Here is a 17,649-nt window from a genome sequence, read left to right on the forward strand (position 1 = left end):
CGTAAGTCAGCGGTCGATTTCTGATAGCAGATATGTAGGGGGCGGCGAGCAGAGTTCTGTGCCTAATCGGCATTTCGTCGACCCGGACTATCAAACCCGACCCAGGTGATCCAACACTGTACGCTATTACGTACAGTGTTGGGTTCCATTTCATTCCAAAGCGGCCAGTAAAGCCTTTATTGGCTTTTTGCAGCCAGTGTATTTCTTTGAAAGCCACTTTTTGACGAACCTGTGAGATGCGTTCGTTTGGACTATCCAGCCAGGCATGGCCATGCAAAAAAACAACAAACCAAGCCGAGGTCCGTCCCCGTGAAAAAACTCTCTATTATCCTTCGTATGTATATTGGATTTGGATTTCTCTGCAGTGTCATTCTGCTTCTGGGAGGAAGTAACTGGTGGATGCTGGAGCAAATGACTGCCAAGGTGCAGCTGATCTCTGAAGATGCATTTCCGATTCAAAGTCAGGCGGCAGAGTTGGCTACTGACAGTCTTAGAGCAGGAAAGCTGGTGCTGGATCTGGCTAAACTGGAAAGCACCGAAGAAGTGGAGCTTGAGTACCAAGCGGCGCAAGAACAATTCAAAAAGATTTCTGATCAACTGCTGGTGCTTACTGATCATGCACAGCAGTACTCCCACAGCTCCGGACTCGAAGAGCCGCTTGCTGCTATAAATAATGACTTTATACAACTGACGACTCAAGCTGATCAACTCAAGCAGTTGCTCGTTGGCAGTCTTCAGGTTGCCAGCCAAATACAAGCTGGGTTATCAAACTTATTGTTGCAATCAGCGGAAATGAAACAGCTGGTCAGTAAGTTGTCACGCAAAATGGCCGCGGAGGATATTTACGTTTCAGAGTTGGTAACCACCATTATGAATCGCTTCTCCAACGTAGAATTTCTGGTTATGAAAATGGTGAATACAGCGGAGCCTGAGAAATTGGCCGAGTTAGTTGAGCGTATTCGTTTCAATACCAAAGCTTTTAGTGAAGATATGGCAGACTTGCAGGAAGAAGTCCCAGAGCTTGCACCGATGAAAGAGGACCATGAACACTATCTGTCAGGGCTCAACAGTGATGAAGGAATTATCGGGCAATATTTTAATTACCGAAAAAGCCTGGACATGATCGGCCAGGAAATGCAAAAAGTTTCAACACTGATTGGACATGTTGATGGGGTTCTGGCCAGCGTAATTGACTACGGTAAATCTCGAGTCAATCGTTCGTCGGACCAGTTGAGGGCGACGTCGGCAACATCCGCAAGCTTCACATTGGGTATTTTGGTTATTGCTCTGCTTTCAACCGTTATCGTTTCTTTGTTATTGGCGAGGCTAATCAAAACGCCGTTGAAATCGACATTGAGCAAAGTAACCTCCATGGCTGAAGGGGATTTTAGTGAAAAAATGGAACGAGGCCATAGTGGTGAATTTATCGACTTGGCGAAATCCATTAATGTCCTGATTACATCCATGCAGAAAATACTTTCCGAGTTACGTCAGTCAGCGGTAGAGCTGACAGCAGTCTCTGATTCGAATCAGCAGGTTTCTGACTTAGTAAGAGAGAGACTTGGTCAGCAAAATCAAGAGATTACCAGCGTTGCCACCGCTATTACAGAAATGGAGGCTGCGATTGGCGAAGTCGCCCGTAATACGGTCAACAGCCAGGAATTAGCTAACTCTGTGGATGAAGATGTCAATCGTGGCCAGCAGATAATGGAGCAGAATCTTGCGACTATCGACTCCTTGGACAGCCGTATGGCGGAGACTTCCAGTGTCGTAGGAAAGCTGGCATCCTCAGCGCAAGAGATTGGCACTATTACCCGAGTGATTGAAGAAATTGCAGATAAGACTAATTTGCTGGCGCTGAATGCAGCAATTGAAGCTGCTCGTGCCGGTGAGCAGGGCCGAGGATTTGCGGTAGTCGCAGACGAAGTCCGTGAACTGGCATCGAGAACAGCCAGTAGTACTGAGCTGATACGTGGAATGATTGCTCAGTTGAATCAGGATTCTGATCAGGCGGTTGGGGCGATGGATAGTAGTCGTAAACAACTGGATGCCAGCAAAACGTTGATTCACCAGGCGTCATCAGAGATGAATACAATCCGTAGCAATATGTCGGAGATTCGTGCGACTGCTGATCAGGTCAGTTGTGCCATGCAAGAGCAGCAACATGTCGCTGTTGAAGTAACGCGAAATATTAATGTGATTAGCTCGGTTGCCAGTGATAACTTCACTCAGATAGAGATCCTGGCCAGCAATGGCCAGCAACTCAAGGAACAGATGTTACAGATTGAGGCGATGGTGCAGCGATTCAGGACCTGATAGTCAGTCAGAAGGTTTATGATTCACTGTTCACTGGTCCGTAGCGCAGGGGCTGTACATACCTCTAACTTAGTACCTCAATTGAGAGCAGCTTTATGAAGTCAGACAGCAGCATTTCCATTGGTAATTTTGCCATATCCCGTCTTCCCAGAATCCAGTTTGGGAAAGGAGCGTTTGCTCAACTGGTTGCGGAAATTGCCGTTTATGGTAAGCAGGTCCTGATCGTAACGGGTGGTAAATCCTTTACTCGTGGACCCCATTGGGCCGGGTTAAAGGCTGAGCTAAAAGACTCGGGTATTCTCTGGGATTTGATTCGAATTCCCGGAGAACCTTCTCCAGAATGGATCGATCAGGCTGTTGTTGAACACAGGGACCGACATTTTGACGTTGTTGTTGGTATCGGCGGGGGGAGTCCGCTGGATGCGGCCAAGGCCATTGCCGGGCTGTTACCTCAGGGAAATTCAGTAATGGATCATTTAGAAGGAGTCGGGCGTGGTATCTGTTATACCGGCCCCTCTTTACCTTACATTGCTGTGCCGACAACCGCCGGTACCGGCAGTGAGATGACCAAGAATGCAGTATTAAGTTCGACTGAAGGAGGGTTCAAGAAATCCTTTCGTGATGAGAAATTAACGGCACAGCTGGCCATTATTGATCCAGATCTGTTGGCGAGTTGTCCCAGGGAACAGCTGATTGCTAACGGGATGGACGCCTTTACGCAGCTGCTGGAAGCCTACACCTCCCCAAAAAGCAATCCTATCACTGATGCGTTGGCTTTCAGTGGAATAGAGTACTTTCTTCTTGGGTTCAGTCAGCACTCAGAAGCTGATCTGTCGGGGCCGGAGTATCTTGCTTATGGTTCTATGATTTCTGGTATCTGTCTGGCCCAAACCGGTTTGGGGGCTGTACATGGCTTGGCATCACCTTTAGGTGCTCATTTTCCCATTCCCCATGGTGTTGCCTGTGGGACGACTTTGGCTGCTGTAACCGAAACCAATATCGCTGCCCTGAAAAAGCGTCAACCAGACTCGTTTGCTCTTGATCGATATGCCCGGGTTGGAAGGCTCTTATTCGGGCAAACTGATTCGGATGAATCTAAAGCATTGAGTCAGCTCGTTGATACCCTGTGGCGCTGGACTGAAATACTGGAGATCCCCAGGTTGAGTCATTACGGTATGGAGGAGGCTGATATAAGCATTATTGTTGCTGAAAGCGGGGGTAACAGTATGAAAACTAATCCGCTGATTTTGACAAATTTGGAACTGGAGCAGGTTCTGCTTAGTCGATTATGACCTCCAGCTAAGGAACCTATCAACAAGTCACCTGGATCTCAAGGGGCTCTGGCTTTAATAGGATAGTGATCATAGGGGCCCTGCCCTGTTATCAAAATCACTGACAACAGACAAAACTATCCAGAAATTTTATTGCTTGCTGCTAAGAAACTAAAGTTAAGATTTTTCTTATTTAGTGGGTTTTTATTAATCGTCTGTAAAGAAAAGCGATCTTTACATTATTCATTTATCGAATATATTATTTCTTCTTTAGCATACAATTTTATCCATTTTCCATATTTTCTTAAAAAAGATCCTTCTAACGCCTGTTTTTTCTGAATAATCAGAGAAAAATAAAGATATCTACTCATTATTCCCTTTAAGCAACACTCTTCCCATTTTTGACATTGGATCTCTAGTGGGGTTATTCGCTAATTTAGTCGGCGTTGTTTGGTTATTCAACGATAGGAACCTAAGAAACTAGGTTAGTTCACTACTTTAACTAAAAAATCTAATTTATGAATTTAGGAAATTCAGTCTGTTGTAAATAGCCGAACCTATCCTGTAGTACACCCGAATAACTTACAGATTCAGTTTGTTTCCAGGTGATCAGTTTTAAGAGCGTCTGGAATAAGTACAGCAACTTAATAAGTCACAACTTAGAAGGGTAATATTAATGAAGAAGTCACTGATCGCACTGACCATCGCTGGTGCAATGGCCGCTCCAATGCTGGTCCAGGCTGATACGACACTCTATGGTCAAGCCCAGTTTCGCCTGACTGAAGCAGACAATACTGACTTGAACGCAGAGATGTCTACTACTCGTTTAGGAGTAAAGGGAACGGTTGATAATGATATTGATGGCCTGACGACAGGATTTCAGATTGAGTGGGACTTCGCGGCTGATGCTGCATCCGGTACTGCTGCAAACTCAAGTGCCGATGTGGCGGTAAGAAAGTCTCTGGTATTCTTGAAGGGGGATTGGGGACAAACAACATTTGGTCGCCAGAACAACCCGGCAGAAGTTCAGGACCTGGGCTTCGCTGGTAAGCATGGTGGTACTTACAGCTTGACTGAAGATCGCTTTGGTAACGGTATTTCCTACGCGACGCTGCCACGTAACGGTTTTGAATTTGCCATTGGTGCCGTAATGGATGCGGGTGATGTTGGTGAAGATGATTTGGATGCATTGGCTCTTGCGTTCACCTATACCGGCAATGGCATTGAGGCTGCACTGGCGCAATATGATGTTGATGATGCGTATGATGTGACCGGTGTCAAGCTGGTGTACTCAATGGATAACTTCTCTGTCGGTGCGAATTATCAGGAGAAGGACTTTGACGCCTCAAGTGCTAATGATGTTGAAGTCTATACCATTGGCGGAACTTACGGTCTGGATAAAACCACCTTGTTTGTAGAATACCAGGACATTGACGAGGCCAATGGTGATGCAAATGATAATAGTGTTGCTATTATCGGTGCGAGTTACGCACTTGGGGCAAAGGCCAGTGTGAGTGTTGAGTATGCTGATTTTGACAGTGATACGGGTAGTCGTGCTGGCAATGATGCTCTGACTTTTGAGTACAATATCAATTTCTAATTTAGCTTAGGTTTCTTAGTTTTCTTATCAGACCGAAGGGCTTCAGTTTTCAGTATAATAAGAGGCCCTTTAGTAACATTTTTTGTTAGGAATGGTATTCCAATAACACCAAAAATAACTCTGGCCCTTCACCGGAGTTAACCCTAGGTGAAACAGTTTTTGAGTATTCCAAACGTACCCAAAACATACTAGTAAAACTAATTTCGAGTATTCGATATTAGGGAATCTATTCTTGACAATCTTGGCCGGGGATTTGGTCCCTTCACCAGAATATCCCCGGCTTCTTTATATTATTCAGGTTATTATAATTTCTTTCCCTTATTCTTCAGGTTTATGTCTCTGCACTTCTACTTCTCTATTGCTGCTTCTCTATCGCTAATGCTAACTGATAGATTATTCTTGCTAATTGACTCTTCCTGCTAATAAAGTAAAGCTGTCGTATTTGTTTGATTAATATAAAAGCCCCAAAATATACCGGGTATCTTTATTAAATCCCAGAGCAGAAATGGCAGTATTAATAAACCGCGAATATGTCTACTATATTCTCAGCGGGTTCTGGAGTGTATAGGAGCGTGGAAGGTTGCATAGCGGAACGGTGAATCCTTCCCAAGACTCACTCTTCGGGGGCAGGTCTGTTTCTTAGGTTCCCTAGTTCCAGTTTACCTGGCGGGTCGCATTGATTTGGGACTTTGATGAATAATGGCCTGCCAGTACATCCCAGGTTTTTAGGACTTCTGGTTTTATATTGGAAGTACAGCGATAGATTTTAATGGCCAGCGGGATATGGAATCGGCTATCGCCAATGCAGGTTAACTGTCCCGAGTCGAGTTCTTTTTGAATTGAAAGGCGGTTTAACCAGGCGATACCAAACCCTTGCAATACCATATTCTTGATGTGTTCAGCGGAGGGAGAATCGTAACGGGTATCCAAATGAACCGTTTCTTTTGAATGACTGAACATCTCGGCCAAGGCTCTGCCGATAAAAGAGCAGGGGATATAGCCAATATATGGTAATGAGTGTTCTGAAGTTCCAGGAAGGCGCAAACTTTGACCCTCCTGAAGCTCTTTTAAGCAGACCGGTACCAGAACATCTTCTGAAATAGTCAGGGCGTCAAATTTCCCGGTATCGAAACTTAATTCATTAAAGGTGTTGTCATAGCTCACCAAAAAATCGCTTTTTTGCTGGGTCAGACAATCGACAGCTCCGAGATAACCGTTAAAATCCGGATTGATACGTGCATTAATGCGACCTATCGAAGGTTCCATTTGCCTTAACCAAGAAGGAAAAAAATGTGCAGGGAGGTCGGATGCCATTGAAAAGTCGAGGGTTGCGGCAGTTCTGCTGTTTTCATCACTGAGATCATCCCTAACCTTATAGGCCATTCTGATCATCCGGCGGGCGGTTTCCAAAAAACTGGCACCCTGTTCTGTCAGGGATACGGGGTAGTTAGAGCGATCAACAAGCTCCGCACCAAACCAGCCTTCGAGACTGCGAATTCTTCGACTGAAAGCGGATTGTGTTACGTTACGCTCTTTCGCTGCGTGAGAAAAACTGCCTGAATTTGCGAGGCTTACAAAATCCAGTAACCACTTGAGCTCCATATGAGCCTTACCTTTTCTTGTAGTTATTTTTGTTATTTGTTTTCAGACCTGGACTGAGCGCGCCGATGACAGAGCCATGAGTCGCTAGTAAGCTAACCTACTGTGCTTGCTGTGTTGGGTAATTAAACAACACATTGAGAGGTTGTCGATCAGCTTTCTTCTTTATGTCATGAAAATGTAATTATTTTTATATAATACACTGCTATTTATGATCAAAGAAGCACTTAATTGTAACAAAACATCTTAAGATGTTCTTAAATAACGTAATCTAGTGATTTGTTTGCTGTTAAGATAGTCATGTCAGCATTATGTTTGCCAGACTATTGCCTGTTTTTACAACAATATACGGTTTTTTCTTGCTGTTAAGTACTTGCTTTTATCAAATATTACGCATGCTCAATGTAATATGCTTACAAAATTACGAAAAAAAGATTCGGCTTGGCCTGGTTTTTAATAAAGGAACTCGTTTAGCGTGTTGGGACGTTCTAAAACACCCTCTAAGGAGAGAAGAGCAGCCAGGTGTCAGCGTTGCAGCATCTGACAGGCAAGCTGTCAGGCCGTAACCGCTGCATTGATAACCGGCTACTCCTAACGTACGGGATATCTGAAATCAGAGGCGCCGGATTTATTTACAGGGGGTTGCATTCATTACCAATATCAGCGCTTGCTATCAATATCTTAGACTAAGAGTCGATACAGATCCTGCTTGTCGTTAAGGTACTCATAGCGAATCTGCCTGTCTTTCATCCGCGTTAATAACCTCTGAAGATCCTCCTTTTTCGTCAGTTCAATACCTATTAATGCGGGTCCTCTGTCGCAATTGTTTTTCTTGGCGTACTCGAAGTGTGAGATATCATCATCAGGGCCTAAAACCTCTGTCAGAAACTCTCGTAATGTTCCTGCCCTTTGTGGGAAGTTGACGATAAAGTAATGTTTCAGGCCTTCAAACAGTAGCGATCGTTCTTTTATTTCTTCTGTTCGGAGAATGTCATTGTTGCCGCCGCTCAGGATACATACGACAGTTTTTCCACGAATCTCATCTTTATAGTAGTCCAAAGCCGCTGTGGTTAGCGCACCGGCGGGTTCTGCAACTATGGCTTCCTGGTTATAGAGTTGCATCAATGTAGAACAGACTTTGCCTTCGGGCACGGTCAGGACTGCGTCCAGATTTTGCCGACAGATTTCAAAAGTTCTTTCTCCGACACGCTTAACGGCAGCGCCATCTACAAAGGTATCAATCTGATCCAGGGTCTGGTTACTTCCCATTGTGATTGAGGTGCTCATGGAAGCAGCCCCTTCAGGCTCCACGCCGACCAGTGTTGTTTTCGGAGATAAAGATTTGAAACAGCATGATAGGCCTGATGCCAGGCCACCACCGCCAACCGGCATTAGTACAAAATCGGCCGGTTGCTCCAGTTGGTCGAGAATTTCTATACCTACGGATGCCTGACCTTCAATCACTTTGGAATCATCAAATGGGTGTACAAAGCTAGCATGGTTGATTTTACAAAACTCCATAGCATGGCTGTATGCATCATCATAGGTATCACCGATCATTCGAACGTCAACCCATTGTTGACCATAGTTGCGAACTTGCTGCTGTTTCTGGGCTGGAGTCGGGGTTGGCATAAAAATAGTGCCCTTCAGCTTTAAAAGGGCACAAACATAGGCAACACCCTGTGCATGGTTTCCGGCGCTGGCACAAACAATTCCTTGCTGCTGTTCATTTGCTGTGAGGTTGATGATCTTGTTGTAAGCACCGCGAATTTTATAGGAGCGGACTAACTGCAAGTCTTCTCGTTTTAAATAGATGTCTGCACCGTATTGCTCACTTAGGTTGTGATTTCTCATCAGAGGGGTGCGGTTCACAACAGGTTTCAGAACCTCAGCGGCTTTTCGGATGTCGTCCATCGCAGGATAGTAGTGGTCAGCCGTTGGTCCGATGGCAGATACTGATTTCATTAAGAGTTCTCCATATTCTAATTTGTAGGGACATATGGAAACCCGTAGTCAGCCAGCTGTTGCGAACTTTTTTATAGGGATAAAAAAACCCGCCAGCTAGGGGCGGGTTTCTTGAGTGTTGTTACGACACAGCCTATCCCACCATTCTCCATGGAATGATGCTGATAATGGCTGCGTTGTAGTTTGTAACTGTTTTCATTGATCAATTCTTTTCTGACTGTCGTCCGATGCTCTTCTATTTATTGAACGTTGTCAACAGCTAGATCTGGCCGGTAAAGAGACAGTAGATAAAGCGGCGTAATTGCGTTGATATGGCTTGCGTTTATTCGAACACAATACCCTGTGCCAAAGGTAGTTCTCCACCGTAGTTGACGGTGTTGGTTGTTCTGCGCATATAAGCTTTCCATGAATCTGAGCCGGATTCCCTGCCTCCACCGGTCTCTTTCTCGCCACCAAAAGCACCACCGATTTCTGCTCCTGATGTACCTATATTTATATTGGCGATACCACAGTCTGATCCAGCAGGGGACATGAATAACTCAGCTTCTCGCATGCTTTCTGTAAAGATTGCAGAAGATAACCCCTGGGGAACTTCATTTTGGATATCAATCGCCTGATCAAGAGTGCTGTAGGTGATGATATAGAGAATAGGGGCAAAAGTTTCCTGCTGAACAACAGTCGCATCATGCTTAATACGGACGATTGCCGGGCGTACATAATACCCTCCTTCCGCTACACCAGCAGTTACCCGCTCGCCTCCAAATAGTATTTCTCCACCTTCATCGACAGCCTTTTTCAATGCTGATTGCATAGTATTAAAACTTTGTTGATCAATCAGTGGTCCCACCAGCGTCCCTTCTTTACCGGGATCACCAATAGGCAGGGAAGCGTAAGATTTCTTGAGACGTTCAACTAAATCCTCCTGAACGGTTTCATGAGTAATTAGTCGCCGTAGAGTGGTGCAACGCTGGCCTGCGGTACCTGCGGCAGAAAATACAATTGCGCGGAGAGCCAGATCCAGATCTGCATGTTCTGAAACGATCATGGCGTTGTTGCCTCCCAGCTCCAACAGTGAGCGTCCCAGGCGGGCACCTACTGCCTTGGCAACACTCTTTCCCATTGCGGTGGAGCCGGTAGCGGAAACAAGTGGGAAGCGTTGGTCATCAGCAATTAACTGACCAATCTCACGATCGCCGACGATGACGCTGGAGATACCCTTGGGGAGTTCTGGCATTGATTCCAGCGCTTTTTCCAGAACTGCCTGACAGGCCAGGGCACACAACGGCGCCTTTTCAGAGGGCTTGAACACTATGCTGTTGCCACAAACCAGACCTATCATGCTGTTCCAGGCCCAGACAGCCATCGGAAAATTGAATGCGGTGATAACGGCGACCGGGCCGAGTGGGTGCCACTGCTCCATCATTCGGTGACCGGGGCGCTCACTAACGATAGTTTTGCCATGAAGTTGTCTGGACAGACCAACGGCAAAGTCACAGACGTCAATCCATTCCTGTACCTCACCTAAGGCTTCAGGCATGATTTTGCCCGACTCCAAGGTGATCACTTTTGCCAGGTCTTCTTTGTGAGTGCGAGCAATATCACCGATACGACGAACCAGTTCTCCCCGAAGAGGGGCAGGAGTACTGCGGAACTGTTTGAAAGCATTCTCAGCCTGAACGATCAGCTGTTCAAGCTGGGCAGGGGTGGCATTTCTGAAACGGGCGACTTCCATGCCGTCGATCGGGGAACTGACACCAAACTCGGAGCCTTCTCCGGCTGCTTTTATTTCACTGCTAATGATGCTGCTATATATGCCGTTAGATTGCAGTTTGTCGATGCCAAGATTCTGTAAGAAGGTAGTTTGCATGGATATCCCTTTGATGAATCGCTGCTGGAATGGTTATATACGCTGGATAGGTTACAACCATGGTATAGATCCGTGATTAGTTGGGGAAATAGAGATTTTCTGAAGGGGGTCTAGATTCTCGCTATAACGAGGTCTGGGGACATTTCGTTGCAGGCACTGGCACGGCGTTGAATCAATCAGAAACTTACTGTTACCATCCCGGGAATTCATCTAAGATCAAAAGGCTAGATGATTCTGAAAAAGAAGGTCAATTAGTCCATGTATTTGCGCTCGCTTCGGTATTTTGTTGCAGTCTATGAAGAGCTGAGCTTGAGCGCTGCATCAAAGCGTTGCTTTGTTGCACAGCCATCGATATCAACAGCCATTCAGCAATTGGAGTCAGAGCTTGAATGTCCGTTATTTTTGCGACATTCAAAGGGAGTTACTCCGACGGTGGAGGGGACACGACTTTATCCTCATGCCTGTAAAGTACTCTCGGATGTGAAATCGATTAAAGAACTGTTCCGGGACGAAGCTGAACATCTTCCATTACGATTAGCATTAATGCCTTATTTATCAGGCAAAAAGGTCAGTGGCATCATCAAAGAACTGATCCAAAATATGCCTGGCTTGGATTTGACTTTAGTGGATATAACTCAGGAGTCTGATGTCCGGATTATCTCCAGTACTATTTTAGAATCTAACGAAGCTTTTCATAAACTCTGGGTTGATCGTTATGTTCTGGTGGTTCCAGTGGACCACCCCTTAGTTATGCAGGAAACGGTGGTGCTGGAACACTTGAATAATCTACCATTTATCAGTCGAAAACCCTGCGATATTACCGATACCTGGCAATTTGCCGTGCAAAAGGAAGGTGTTAATCTCAATATAAAGGCGACAGTCAGGACAGAAGAGTATGCGTTGGATTTAGTTGCGGCGGGTCTTGGCGCTTCTATCGTCCCGCGTGATTCTGTGGGTGATCGTAAGGACTTGGTTATTCGGGAAGTGGATAATCTGCAACTTGAGCGTGTAGTCGGTCTGGCGTACCTGAAAGACAAATCACTGCCCCAGGGGTTATTGGCTGCAATTGATAAGATTCAAGAAGATGTAACCTGAGTCGCAAGTTGTTTGGGTGAATAGGACGTTGTTTGGGTAATATAGAGAGTCTTAGGCAATGATCAAACGAATTCTAATCTTGATGCTCATAGTGTGGTCGACACAAAGTGCTTTTGGGCAGTCCTTCCAAGAAGACCTTGTGACGGCGGCCATTGAAAGAACAAACCATCAGGTCCGCTATGATGGCGCCTATGTTTCCATAAAATATCCAGGCGGAGATGTACCCGAAAATACCGGTGTATGCACCGATGTGGTTATTCGATCCTATCGCGCAATCGGCACCGATTTGCAGAAATTGGTTCACGAGGATATGTCTAGTAACTTTGCTGCTTATCCTTCAAAGCGAATATGGGGACTTAGCTCTACTGATCGCAATATAGACCATCGTCGAGTTCCCAATTTGCAGACGTTCTTTACTCGGCAAGGGCAAAAACTCCCTGTTACATCAAATAACAGCGACTATGCTGCTGGTGATCTTGTCACTTGGATGTTACCCGGAAATCTACCTCATATTGGAATCGTTACCGATAGAATCAACTCGGTTACAGGAAATCCGTTGATTTCTCATAATATCGGCCGTGGGCCCGAGTTAAGCGATATGTTGTTTGATTACCAGATCACGGGGCATTACCGGTATGTGCCGGAATAGTCATTGAGTAGAATGAGGTGTTACGAAGAGTCATAAACAGATGCTTGTTTATGACTCTTTTTACGTTTGAGCTCGAAGGGACTCATTTGTAGGTTGCTTAATATAGGTATGAGTGATCGAGCCGTATATCGGACTCAGAAACTGACAATACACCCGTCAGTACTATCTGATTATTGCTACCGTATTCAATAATGGTCTGATTTTCGTAGGAATTAATTACCAGCTCAGAAAAATCTTCAGCGACATCAAATAAAATCAGTTGATCTTCGTTAGAAGTGAAATCAGTAATTGTGTCTATGTTATCCGCACCTTCTATTAGGTCCGAACCAAAGTAAAAATTGTCTTTACCATCGCCGCCTGTTAACAGGTCGTTTCCTTCACCTCCGTTTATCCAGTTATCTCCATTTCCTCCGGTAATAACATCATCACCGCCGTCGCCGAAAAATGATCCGTTACTGCCAATAAAGGTATCGCTGTAATCAGTACCTAGCACTTTCGCAATATTGGAAACCGAGTCAGTGTTTCCAAATCCATCAATAATCGTTCCAGTATCTAGGTCAACTATGATGCCGTTTGCGCCGAACTCTCCAGAATTACTTTTGTGCATATGATCTAAAGAATAATCTAGGATAGTGTTGCCATTACCTTCTATCAGATCATCGCCTGCTAATCCGTGTAGAGTGATACTATGACTGTCTGCTGATAGAAAAGTGTCGCTGAATGCTGTCCCGATGATAGAGTTGATATTAACGGCGGTGTCGATATCCCCATAGCCGTCAATAATTTGTCCAGTTCTTAGGTCTGCTGTAATTCCATTAACTCCCAGATTTCCTTCGTTATTTCTGTACACTGCATCTCGGGAGTAATCAACAGTTACGTGGAAAAAACCACGACCAAAAAATGTATCCTGCCCGGCAAGTCCAATAAAGGTTTTTTCTACAGGAACAAACATGTCCCAGTGATTTATTGAGGAATTGACGGTAAAAACATCATCGTTGATAGTGGCTACGAACGAGTCGATATTTGAAATCGTGTCAGTATTATTATAAGTATCAATGATCTGACTGGTGTTGTATGTATTAAGGCTAACAACAATCCTGCTTTCCCCGCCTTCATCGTAGTAGTTGATTTCATCTTGAGTTGCTCCGCCTCCTTCGATGTAATCATCCCCTTTTCCGCCTTGATAGGAGATAATGCTACTGTTTGAATCGTCATTACTTATTCCTCTTCGCATCTCATCAGCAAACTCGGAGCCTCTGATCCGAGTTATTCCAGAAAAAGAATCGGTTAGATCTTCACTTGTCGCTATTCCGTCAGTCATATTGACGGTTACTGCAGAGGTGCTGTCTTCATAAGAAATCCCTGATCCCTCTGAGGCGACAATAATGTTGCTGCCTTTCCCTGGCTTGAACCAGCTCTCTCCGCTATCGCCGACTAAAATGTCATCTCCAGAAGTACCTGATAGACGATCTGTAACATAGGATGGTGATGCTTCATCACCGAGCGTAGAAATTACTGTAGAAAAATCACCAACTACAGTTGCAGCTGTATCTATATCGGCTGTTATCTGAGAGAGCAATTCTTTAGCAGCAGTAATATGAGAATCATCATACACACTGTCAGTGGCTTCAACGCGTTGAGTAAAAGCGTTGGATACCAGGATTTTATTTTGGAGGCTAGTGTAATCCGCGCCTGTTGCGCCATCGGCAATTTGTAAAGCAACCGAAACTAAGTTAGCTTCCCCGGTATTTAACAACTGCTCGTAGTATTCGATACCTTCCTGATCGGCATCTCGGCCAAACATCCGCTGAAACATGCTGTCCACCAATTCGCTGTTATTCATATCACCGAAGTAATTAGTGTATTCAGCTGAATCACCAAAAAAATCAGTAACTGTTTGGCTTTTCCCTTCGAACGTATAGTTGGTTTTGTTTCGATCCAACAGCGTTTGCCAATGCGCCATTCCTGCTGGATCTGCCGGTCTGCCGTAGTAGGCTACGTACATCTTCTGGACTTCCAATGTACTTATAGTCGTTTCACCTTCAGCAAATTGGGTAAACCCAATCACAATTTCATTTAAATTGGTTTCGGAAACAGTTCCGTCGGAGTCATGTTGCAAAGGAATATCAGAGAAGAATTGGGCAAATCGGCCTGGGTCTATATGGGCTGAAAGCTGATTGAATACGGTTGTCAGTTCATTGGCGACAGTTGTAGCAGCGCTGGCATAAGGATTGTGTTCATTAGTTGTTTTATCAATTAATTCCAAAACAACGGCTTGTAATGTTTCGTACCCCCTGTCAATTCCGTATGCATAGGTATGAAGCGTTGTTGGTTCAGGAGGTTCACCGAAAAGATTCTGATAAACATTATTAATAAGTGCCTTCGTGCTGATATCACTAAAGCGTTCGGAAAACTCGACAGAAGTCTCAAACGCTCTAAGGCCGGCTTCTAAATAGATAGAGGTGTTGGGGTTGGATTCTCGTTCTTCTATATTGGATTGGTGGCTGTCGTACCAGTGATTAAAACCCTCTGGGTCGGCAGGTCGACCATAGTAAGCGATATAGGTTTTTTGCACAAAGTCTGCAACTACAGGTGACTGATTAAACAGATCTTCCAGGTCTGTCTGATCCACTGGAGTTTGGACTGCTGTCTGTAACTCAGCATTCAAGTCCGGTATGTTTGGACTGGCACTGATATCAATTATGGTGTTGTTAGTGTTGTTATCAATTTGCCTGGTAGAGTCTGTCATTCCATGTGTCCTGATAATTAGTCCAATAAATCTACGACAAGCAAAAAAAGTGATTGTGCTTGTCAACTACCCGTAATTGTTTGCTATCGAGCTGAATTGTTGTCGTTGTCGAGGTTGCAAGAGCATTCTTGATTCAGTTGAACAACAAAACCTATCCGGATCGGATGAGAAAACCTGAAGTGGGTTAATTATTAAGCGACTGCCTCCATGTCCATGTCGATAGTTAAGGGCACAGGATCATAACGCGCTGGAGAGTCGGTGATCAAACGGTTTTATGAGCGACTGAATTTAAAGTGTCTAACTTAATATTCAAATTGTCTTATGTAGTTGAGATGGTCAGTCTGGGTGCTTACCGATAACTTTTTTGCAGTTGTCGTAGAAGTTTTTTTAAAGGAGAGTGACTGGGCCGCAGACACCTTAATTTACAAATATTGATATTCAGCCATGAAGAAATTTCATCTGTTAAAACAGTTGTTTATCTTCTAACGTGTGGATATTAATGAATATTCATTCAACTATTAAAGTCGTAAAAATATTCCTTTTAGGCAATTGAATTAGACTGATTCACTTTCAAACAAGTGTTAATGAGAGTTGCTCAAAGAATAATATCCCTGTAGGATTTCTGCCGCTGTACCTTTATAACTAATTGCTATATCAATGGATGGTTCTGGAAGCAATGAAACGGATAAGAGAATCTTTCGATTCTACGTGGATATTGGATGTCTTCAGTCTCAGGAGTGTGGTTGTTGTGGCGCTGGCTCTATGGAGTGTTAGCGGATATACCTTTGCGATTGAACAAAATCGAAAAGTTGAGTCCTGTGGTCCAGATTTTAACCATGTCGGTTTTCCATTTGCATCTTCATTAACCGATGATGAAGTTCCATTCCGTAACAACATTGACCTTTCCTGCTTCGTTTCTGCTGATCAGGTCGCTGACCAAATAGATCAGTATCAAGTGATCGATGTACGTGAAAATGTATCGAAGAAACCAGGGCTGCCGGGAGCTCTTCAAATTTCTTACAGGTCTCTGATACACAAATCCTATTTAAGTTCCAAAAAATTATTATTAATTGATAAAAGTTTTGGCAATGTCCGCCCTTCTCACTGGTGTGACCGACTGAAACAGTCTGGATTCAAGTCTGTTCAATACCTGGTCGGTGGTGAGAAAGGCTACCGTTCAGAATTCGAATTAGCATCTTTCAATGCTCAGGCAGGCCCTGCTTCTTCCGCCCTAGGGGGGGACCTCAGCGAAGTATCAGCCGCTGATTTTTGGACTGAGTGGCACAATGGCCAAGTTCGAGTGGTGTCCTTCGGCGATGGCGTTCAACAGAAACTCAAACAGCTTGAGTTAACCGTTGCTCTGGATCTGACAAAAAACAAATCAGAACAGATGGATGCCTTATCCTCATTTTTGATAGCGGATCAAGAAAACGCTTTGGTTCCCGTTGTTGTGATCGGAGACGATGCGCAAAAAGCGAGAAGGCTGGTAAACAAAGTTCAACAACTAAACCTGTTCTATCTGGCTGATAACGCCAGAGGACTGAAGAGCTTCCTACAAAAACATCGAGCAATAGTCGGTAGTCGGAATAAGAAGAGTAGTCAAAGAATGATGTGTAATGCGTAGCTGCTCTCTAACAAAGCGGCTGCTTATTTCCGCCCTTATTCTTTCAAGTCTTGTAGTAGGGATTACGGCTGTATTGTTTTTATATCCTTTCAATACATCAATTTTTGAAAATAATAACCCCGTCTATCCCATCAAAAAACAGATCCGCTATGGTTTTACAGTCACTAATACAACGAAAGACGTTTTAGAAGGGGCAAAATTCGTTGCCTTTTCACCACTGCCGTTAACCTCAACCCAGAAGCTGTTGTCAATTACCGCCAGTCATGGCTACAACGTAGTAGAAGACAAAATAGGTAATCGTAAACTGGAATTTGACCTGCCAGCCCTCGCTCCCTATGCAAGCAAGAACATAGTCATAACCGCTGATGTCGCTTTGGCTGAAAAACCCAATGCTCAGCGTTTATCTCAGAAAGAAGTGAGCGATTACACTTCACCGGAAAAGTTTATAGAACTGGATTCTCCTGTCGTTTCAAAAGTAGCAAAACAGTTTAACAACACTGAAGACAAAGCACAGTCGATCTATCAGTGGTTGGTACAGAATGTGGATTACATCGGCTATGTTGCTAAAGACCGGGGTGCAGCTTATGCCTTAGAACATAAAAAAGGTGACTGTACCGAATACATGTACAGTTTTGTTGCTTTGACCCGTTCTCACAATATTCCAAGTCGCAGCATGGCCGGGTTTTGGCTCGAAGAGAAAAGCAACGTATTACGCGCTGCCGGTTACCATAATTGGGCGGAATATCATGATGGCAACCAATGGATATTAGCCGACCCTCAGCGAAGAAGTTTCGACGATAAATATCAGAACTACATCGCCTTTCGGCACATTAGTGAACAAGAAGATAATCCCATGGGGAACACGCAACGCTTTTTAGCGTATGACTCCCGATTGCGGATAAGAATGAACTGAT

General features: G+C 44.5%; 11 protein-coding genes. 7 read left to right on the forward strand and 4 right to left on the reverse strand.

Annotated features, from left to right (window positions below):
* Positions 1-309 precede the first annotated feature (309 nt).
* The 3 genes from BGP75_RS07945 (at position 310) to BGP75_RS07955 (ending at position 5,187) form a co-directional block, all read left to right on the forward strand.
* Positions 310-2,316 (forward strand): methyl-accepting chemotaxis protein, encoded by a 2,007-nt coding sequence (locus tag BGP75_RS07945; protein ID WP_143821007.1) that lies wholly within the window; start codon positions 310-312, stop codon positions 2,314-2,316.
* A 95-nt stretch (positions 2,317-2,411) separates the two neighbouring features.
* The gene (locus BGP75_RS07950) at positions 2,412-3,608 is read left to right on the forward strand and encodes an iron-containing alcohol dehydrogenase (protein ID WP_076717362.1); all 1,197 of its coding nucleotides are present in this window, start codon (positions 2,412-2,414) and stop codon (positions 3,606-3,608) included.
* A 655-nt stretch (positions 3,609-4,263) separates the two neighbouring features.
* Positions 4,264-5,187: a porin gene (locus tag BGP75_RS07955; protein WP_076717365.1), complete on the forward strand. Its 924-nt coding sequence runs from the start codon at positions 4,264-4,266 to the stop codon at positions 5,185-5,187.
* A gap of 648 nt (positions 5,188-5,835) precedes the next feature.
* On the opposite strand, the gene BGP75_RS07960 is transcribed toward BGP75_RS07955, so the two are convergent.
* The 3 genes from BGP75_RS07960 to BGP75_RS07970 all read right to left on the reverse strand — a co-directional run bounded on the left by BGP75_RS07960 (position 5,836) and on the right by BGP75_RS07970 (position 10,618).
* Positions 5,836-6,789: a LysR family transcriptional regulator gene (locus BGP75_RS07960; RefSeq protein ID WP_076717367.1), complete on the reverse strand. Its 954-nt coding sequence runs from the start codon at positions 6,787-6,789 to the stop codon at positions 5,836-5,838.
* A gap of 678 nt (positions 6,790-7,467) precedes the next feature.
* Entirely contained in the window at positions 7,468-8,751 is a 1,284-nt protein-coding gene (gene ilvA, locus BGP75_RS07965) for a threonine ammonia-lyase IlvA (protein WP_076717369.1), read from the reverse strand.
* A 322-nt stretch (positions 8,752-9,073) separates the two neighbouring features.
* Positions 9,074-10,618, reverse strand: coding sequence for an aldehyde dehydrogenase family protein (locus BGP75_RS07970; RefSeq protein ID WP_076717371.1), 1,545 nt, complete (start codon positions 10,616-10,618; stop codon positions 9,074-9,076).
* A gap of 258 nt (positions 10,619-10,876) precedes the next feature.
* Here BGP75_RS07970 and BGP75_RS07975 point away from each other — a divergent pair, with 258 nt between their 5' ends.
* Both BGP75_RS07975 and BGP75_RS07980 read left to right on the forward strand, forming a co-directional pair.
* Positions 10,877-11,713, forward strand: a complete 837-nt coding sequence (locus BGP75_RS07975) for a LysR family transcriptional regulator (RefSeq protein WP_076717374.1) — start codon at positions 10,877-10,879, stop codon at positions 11,711-11,713.
* 58 nt (positions 11,714-11,771) lie between these two features.
* On the forward strand, positions 11,772-12,362 hold the full coding sequence (locus tag BGP75_RS07980; protein WP_143821008.1) for a DUF1287 domain-containing protein: 591 nt from the start codon (positions 11,772-11,774) through the stop codon (positions 12,360-12,362).
* 97 nt (positions 12,363-12,459) lie between these two features.
* Here BGP75_RS07980 and BGP75_RS07985 read toward each other — a convergent pair whose 3' ends face one another.
* Complete coding sequence (locus BGP75_RS07985; protein WP_158070073.1) at positions 12,460-14,994, reverse strand: DUF4214 domain-containing protein; 2,535 nt, start codon at positions 14,992-14,994, stop codon at positions 12,460-12,462.
* A gap of 793 nt (positions 14,995-15,787) precedes the next feature.
* Here BGP75_RS07985 and BGP75_RS07990 point away from each other — a divergent pair.
* Together BGP75_RS07990 and BGP75_RS07995 are read left to right on the forward strand one after the other, a co-directional pair.
* The gene (locus BGP75_RS07990) at positions 15,788-16,735 is read left to right on the forward strand and encodes a rhodanese-like domain-containing protein (protein WP_143821009.1); all 948 of its coding nucleotides are present in this window, start codon (positions 15,788-15,790) and stop codon (positions 16,733-16,735) included.
* Positions 16,728-17,648, forward strand: a complete 921-nt coding sequence (locus BGP75_RS07995) for a transglutaminase-like domain-containing protein (protein WP_076717381.1) — start codon at positions 16,728-16,730, stop codon at positions 17,646-17,648. Before BGP75_RS07990 ends, BGP75_RS07995 begins: the two co-directional genes overlap by 8 nt.
* Position 17,649: the final 1 nt, after the last annotated feature.

It is taken from the genome of Motiliproteus sp. MSK22-1 (genome assembly GCF_001968815.1).
Taxonomy (GTDB): Bacteria; Pseudomonadota; Gammaproteobacteria; order Pseudomonadales; family Balneatricaceae; genus Motiliproteus.

Bases quoted from the DNA above. Each gene is read 5' to 3' on its own strand.
- BGP75_RS07950 (WP_076717362.1), top strand. From the start codon at position 2,412: ATGAAGTCAGACAGCAGCATTTCCATTGGTAATTTTGCCATATCCCGT.
- BGP75_RS07955 (WP_076717365.1), top strand. From the start codon at position 4,264: ATGAAGAAGTCACTGATCGCACTGACCATCGCTGGTGCAATGGCCGCT.
- BGP75_RS07960 (WP_076717367.1), bottom strand. From the start codon at position 6,789: ATGGAGCTCAAGTGGTTACTGGATTTTGTAAGCCTCGCAAATTCAGGC.
- ilvA (WP_076717369.1), bottom strand. From the start codon at position 8,751: ATGAAATCAGTATCTGCCATCGGACCAACGGCTGACCACTACTATCCT.
- BGP75_RS07970 (WP_076717371.1), bottom strand. From the start codon at position 10,618: ATGCAAACTACCTTCTTACAGAATCTTGGCATCGACAAACTGCAATCT.
- BGP75_RS07975 (WP_076717374.1), top strand. From the start codon at position 10,877: ATGTATTTGCGCTCGCTTCGGTATTTTGTTGCAGTCTATGAAGAGCTG.
- BGP75_RS07980 (WP_143821008.1), top strand. From the start codon at position 11,772: ATGATCAAACGAATTCTAATCTTGATGCTCATAGTGTGGTCGACACAA.
- BGP75_RS07990 (WP_143821009.1), top strand. From the start codon at position 15,788: ATGAAACGGATAAGAGAATCTTTCGATTCTACGTGGATATTGGATGTC.
- BGP75_RS07995 (WP_076717381.1), top strand. From the start codon at position 16,728: ATGCGTAGCTGCTCTCTAACAAAGCGGCTGCTTATTTCCGCCCTTATT.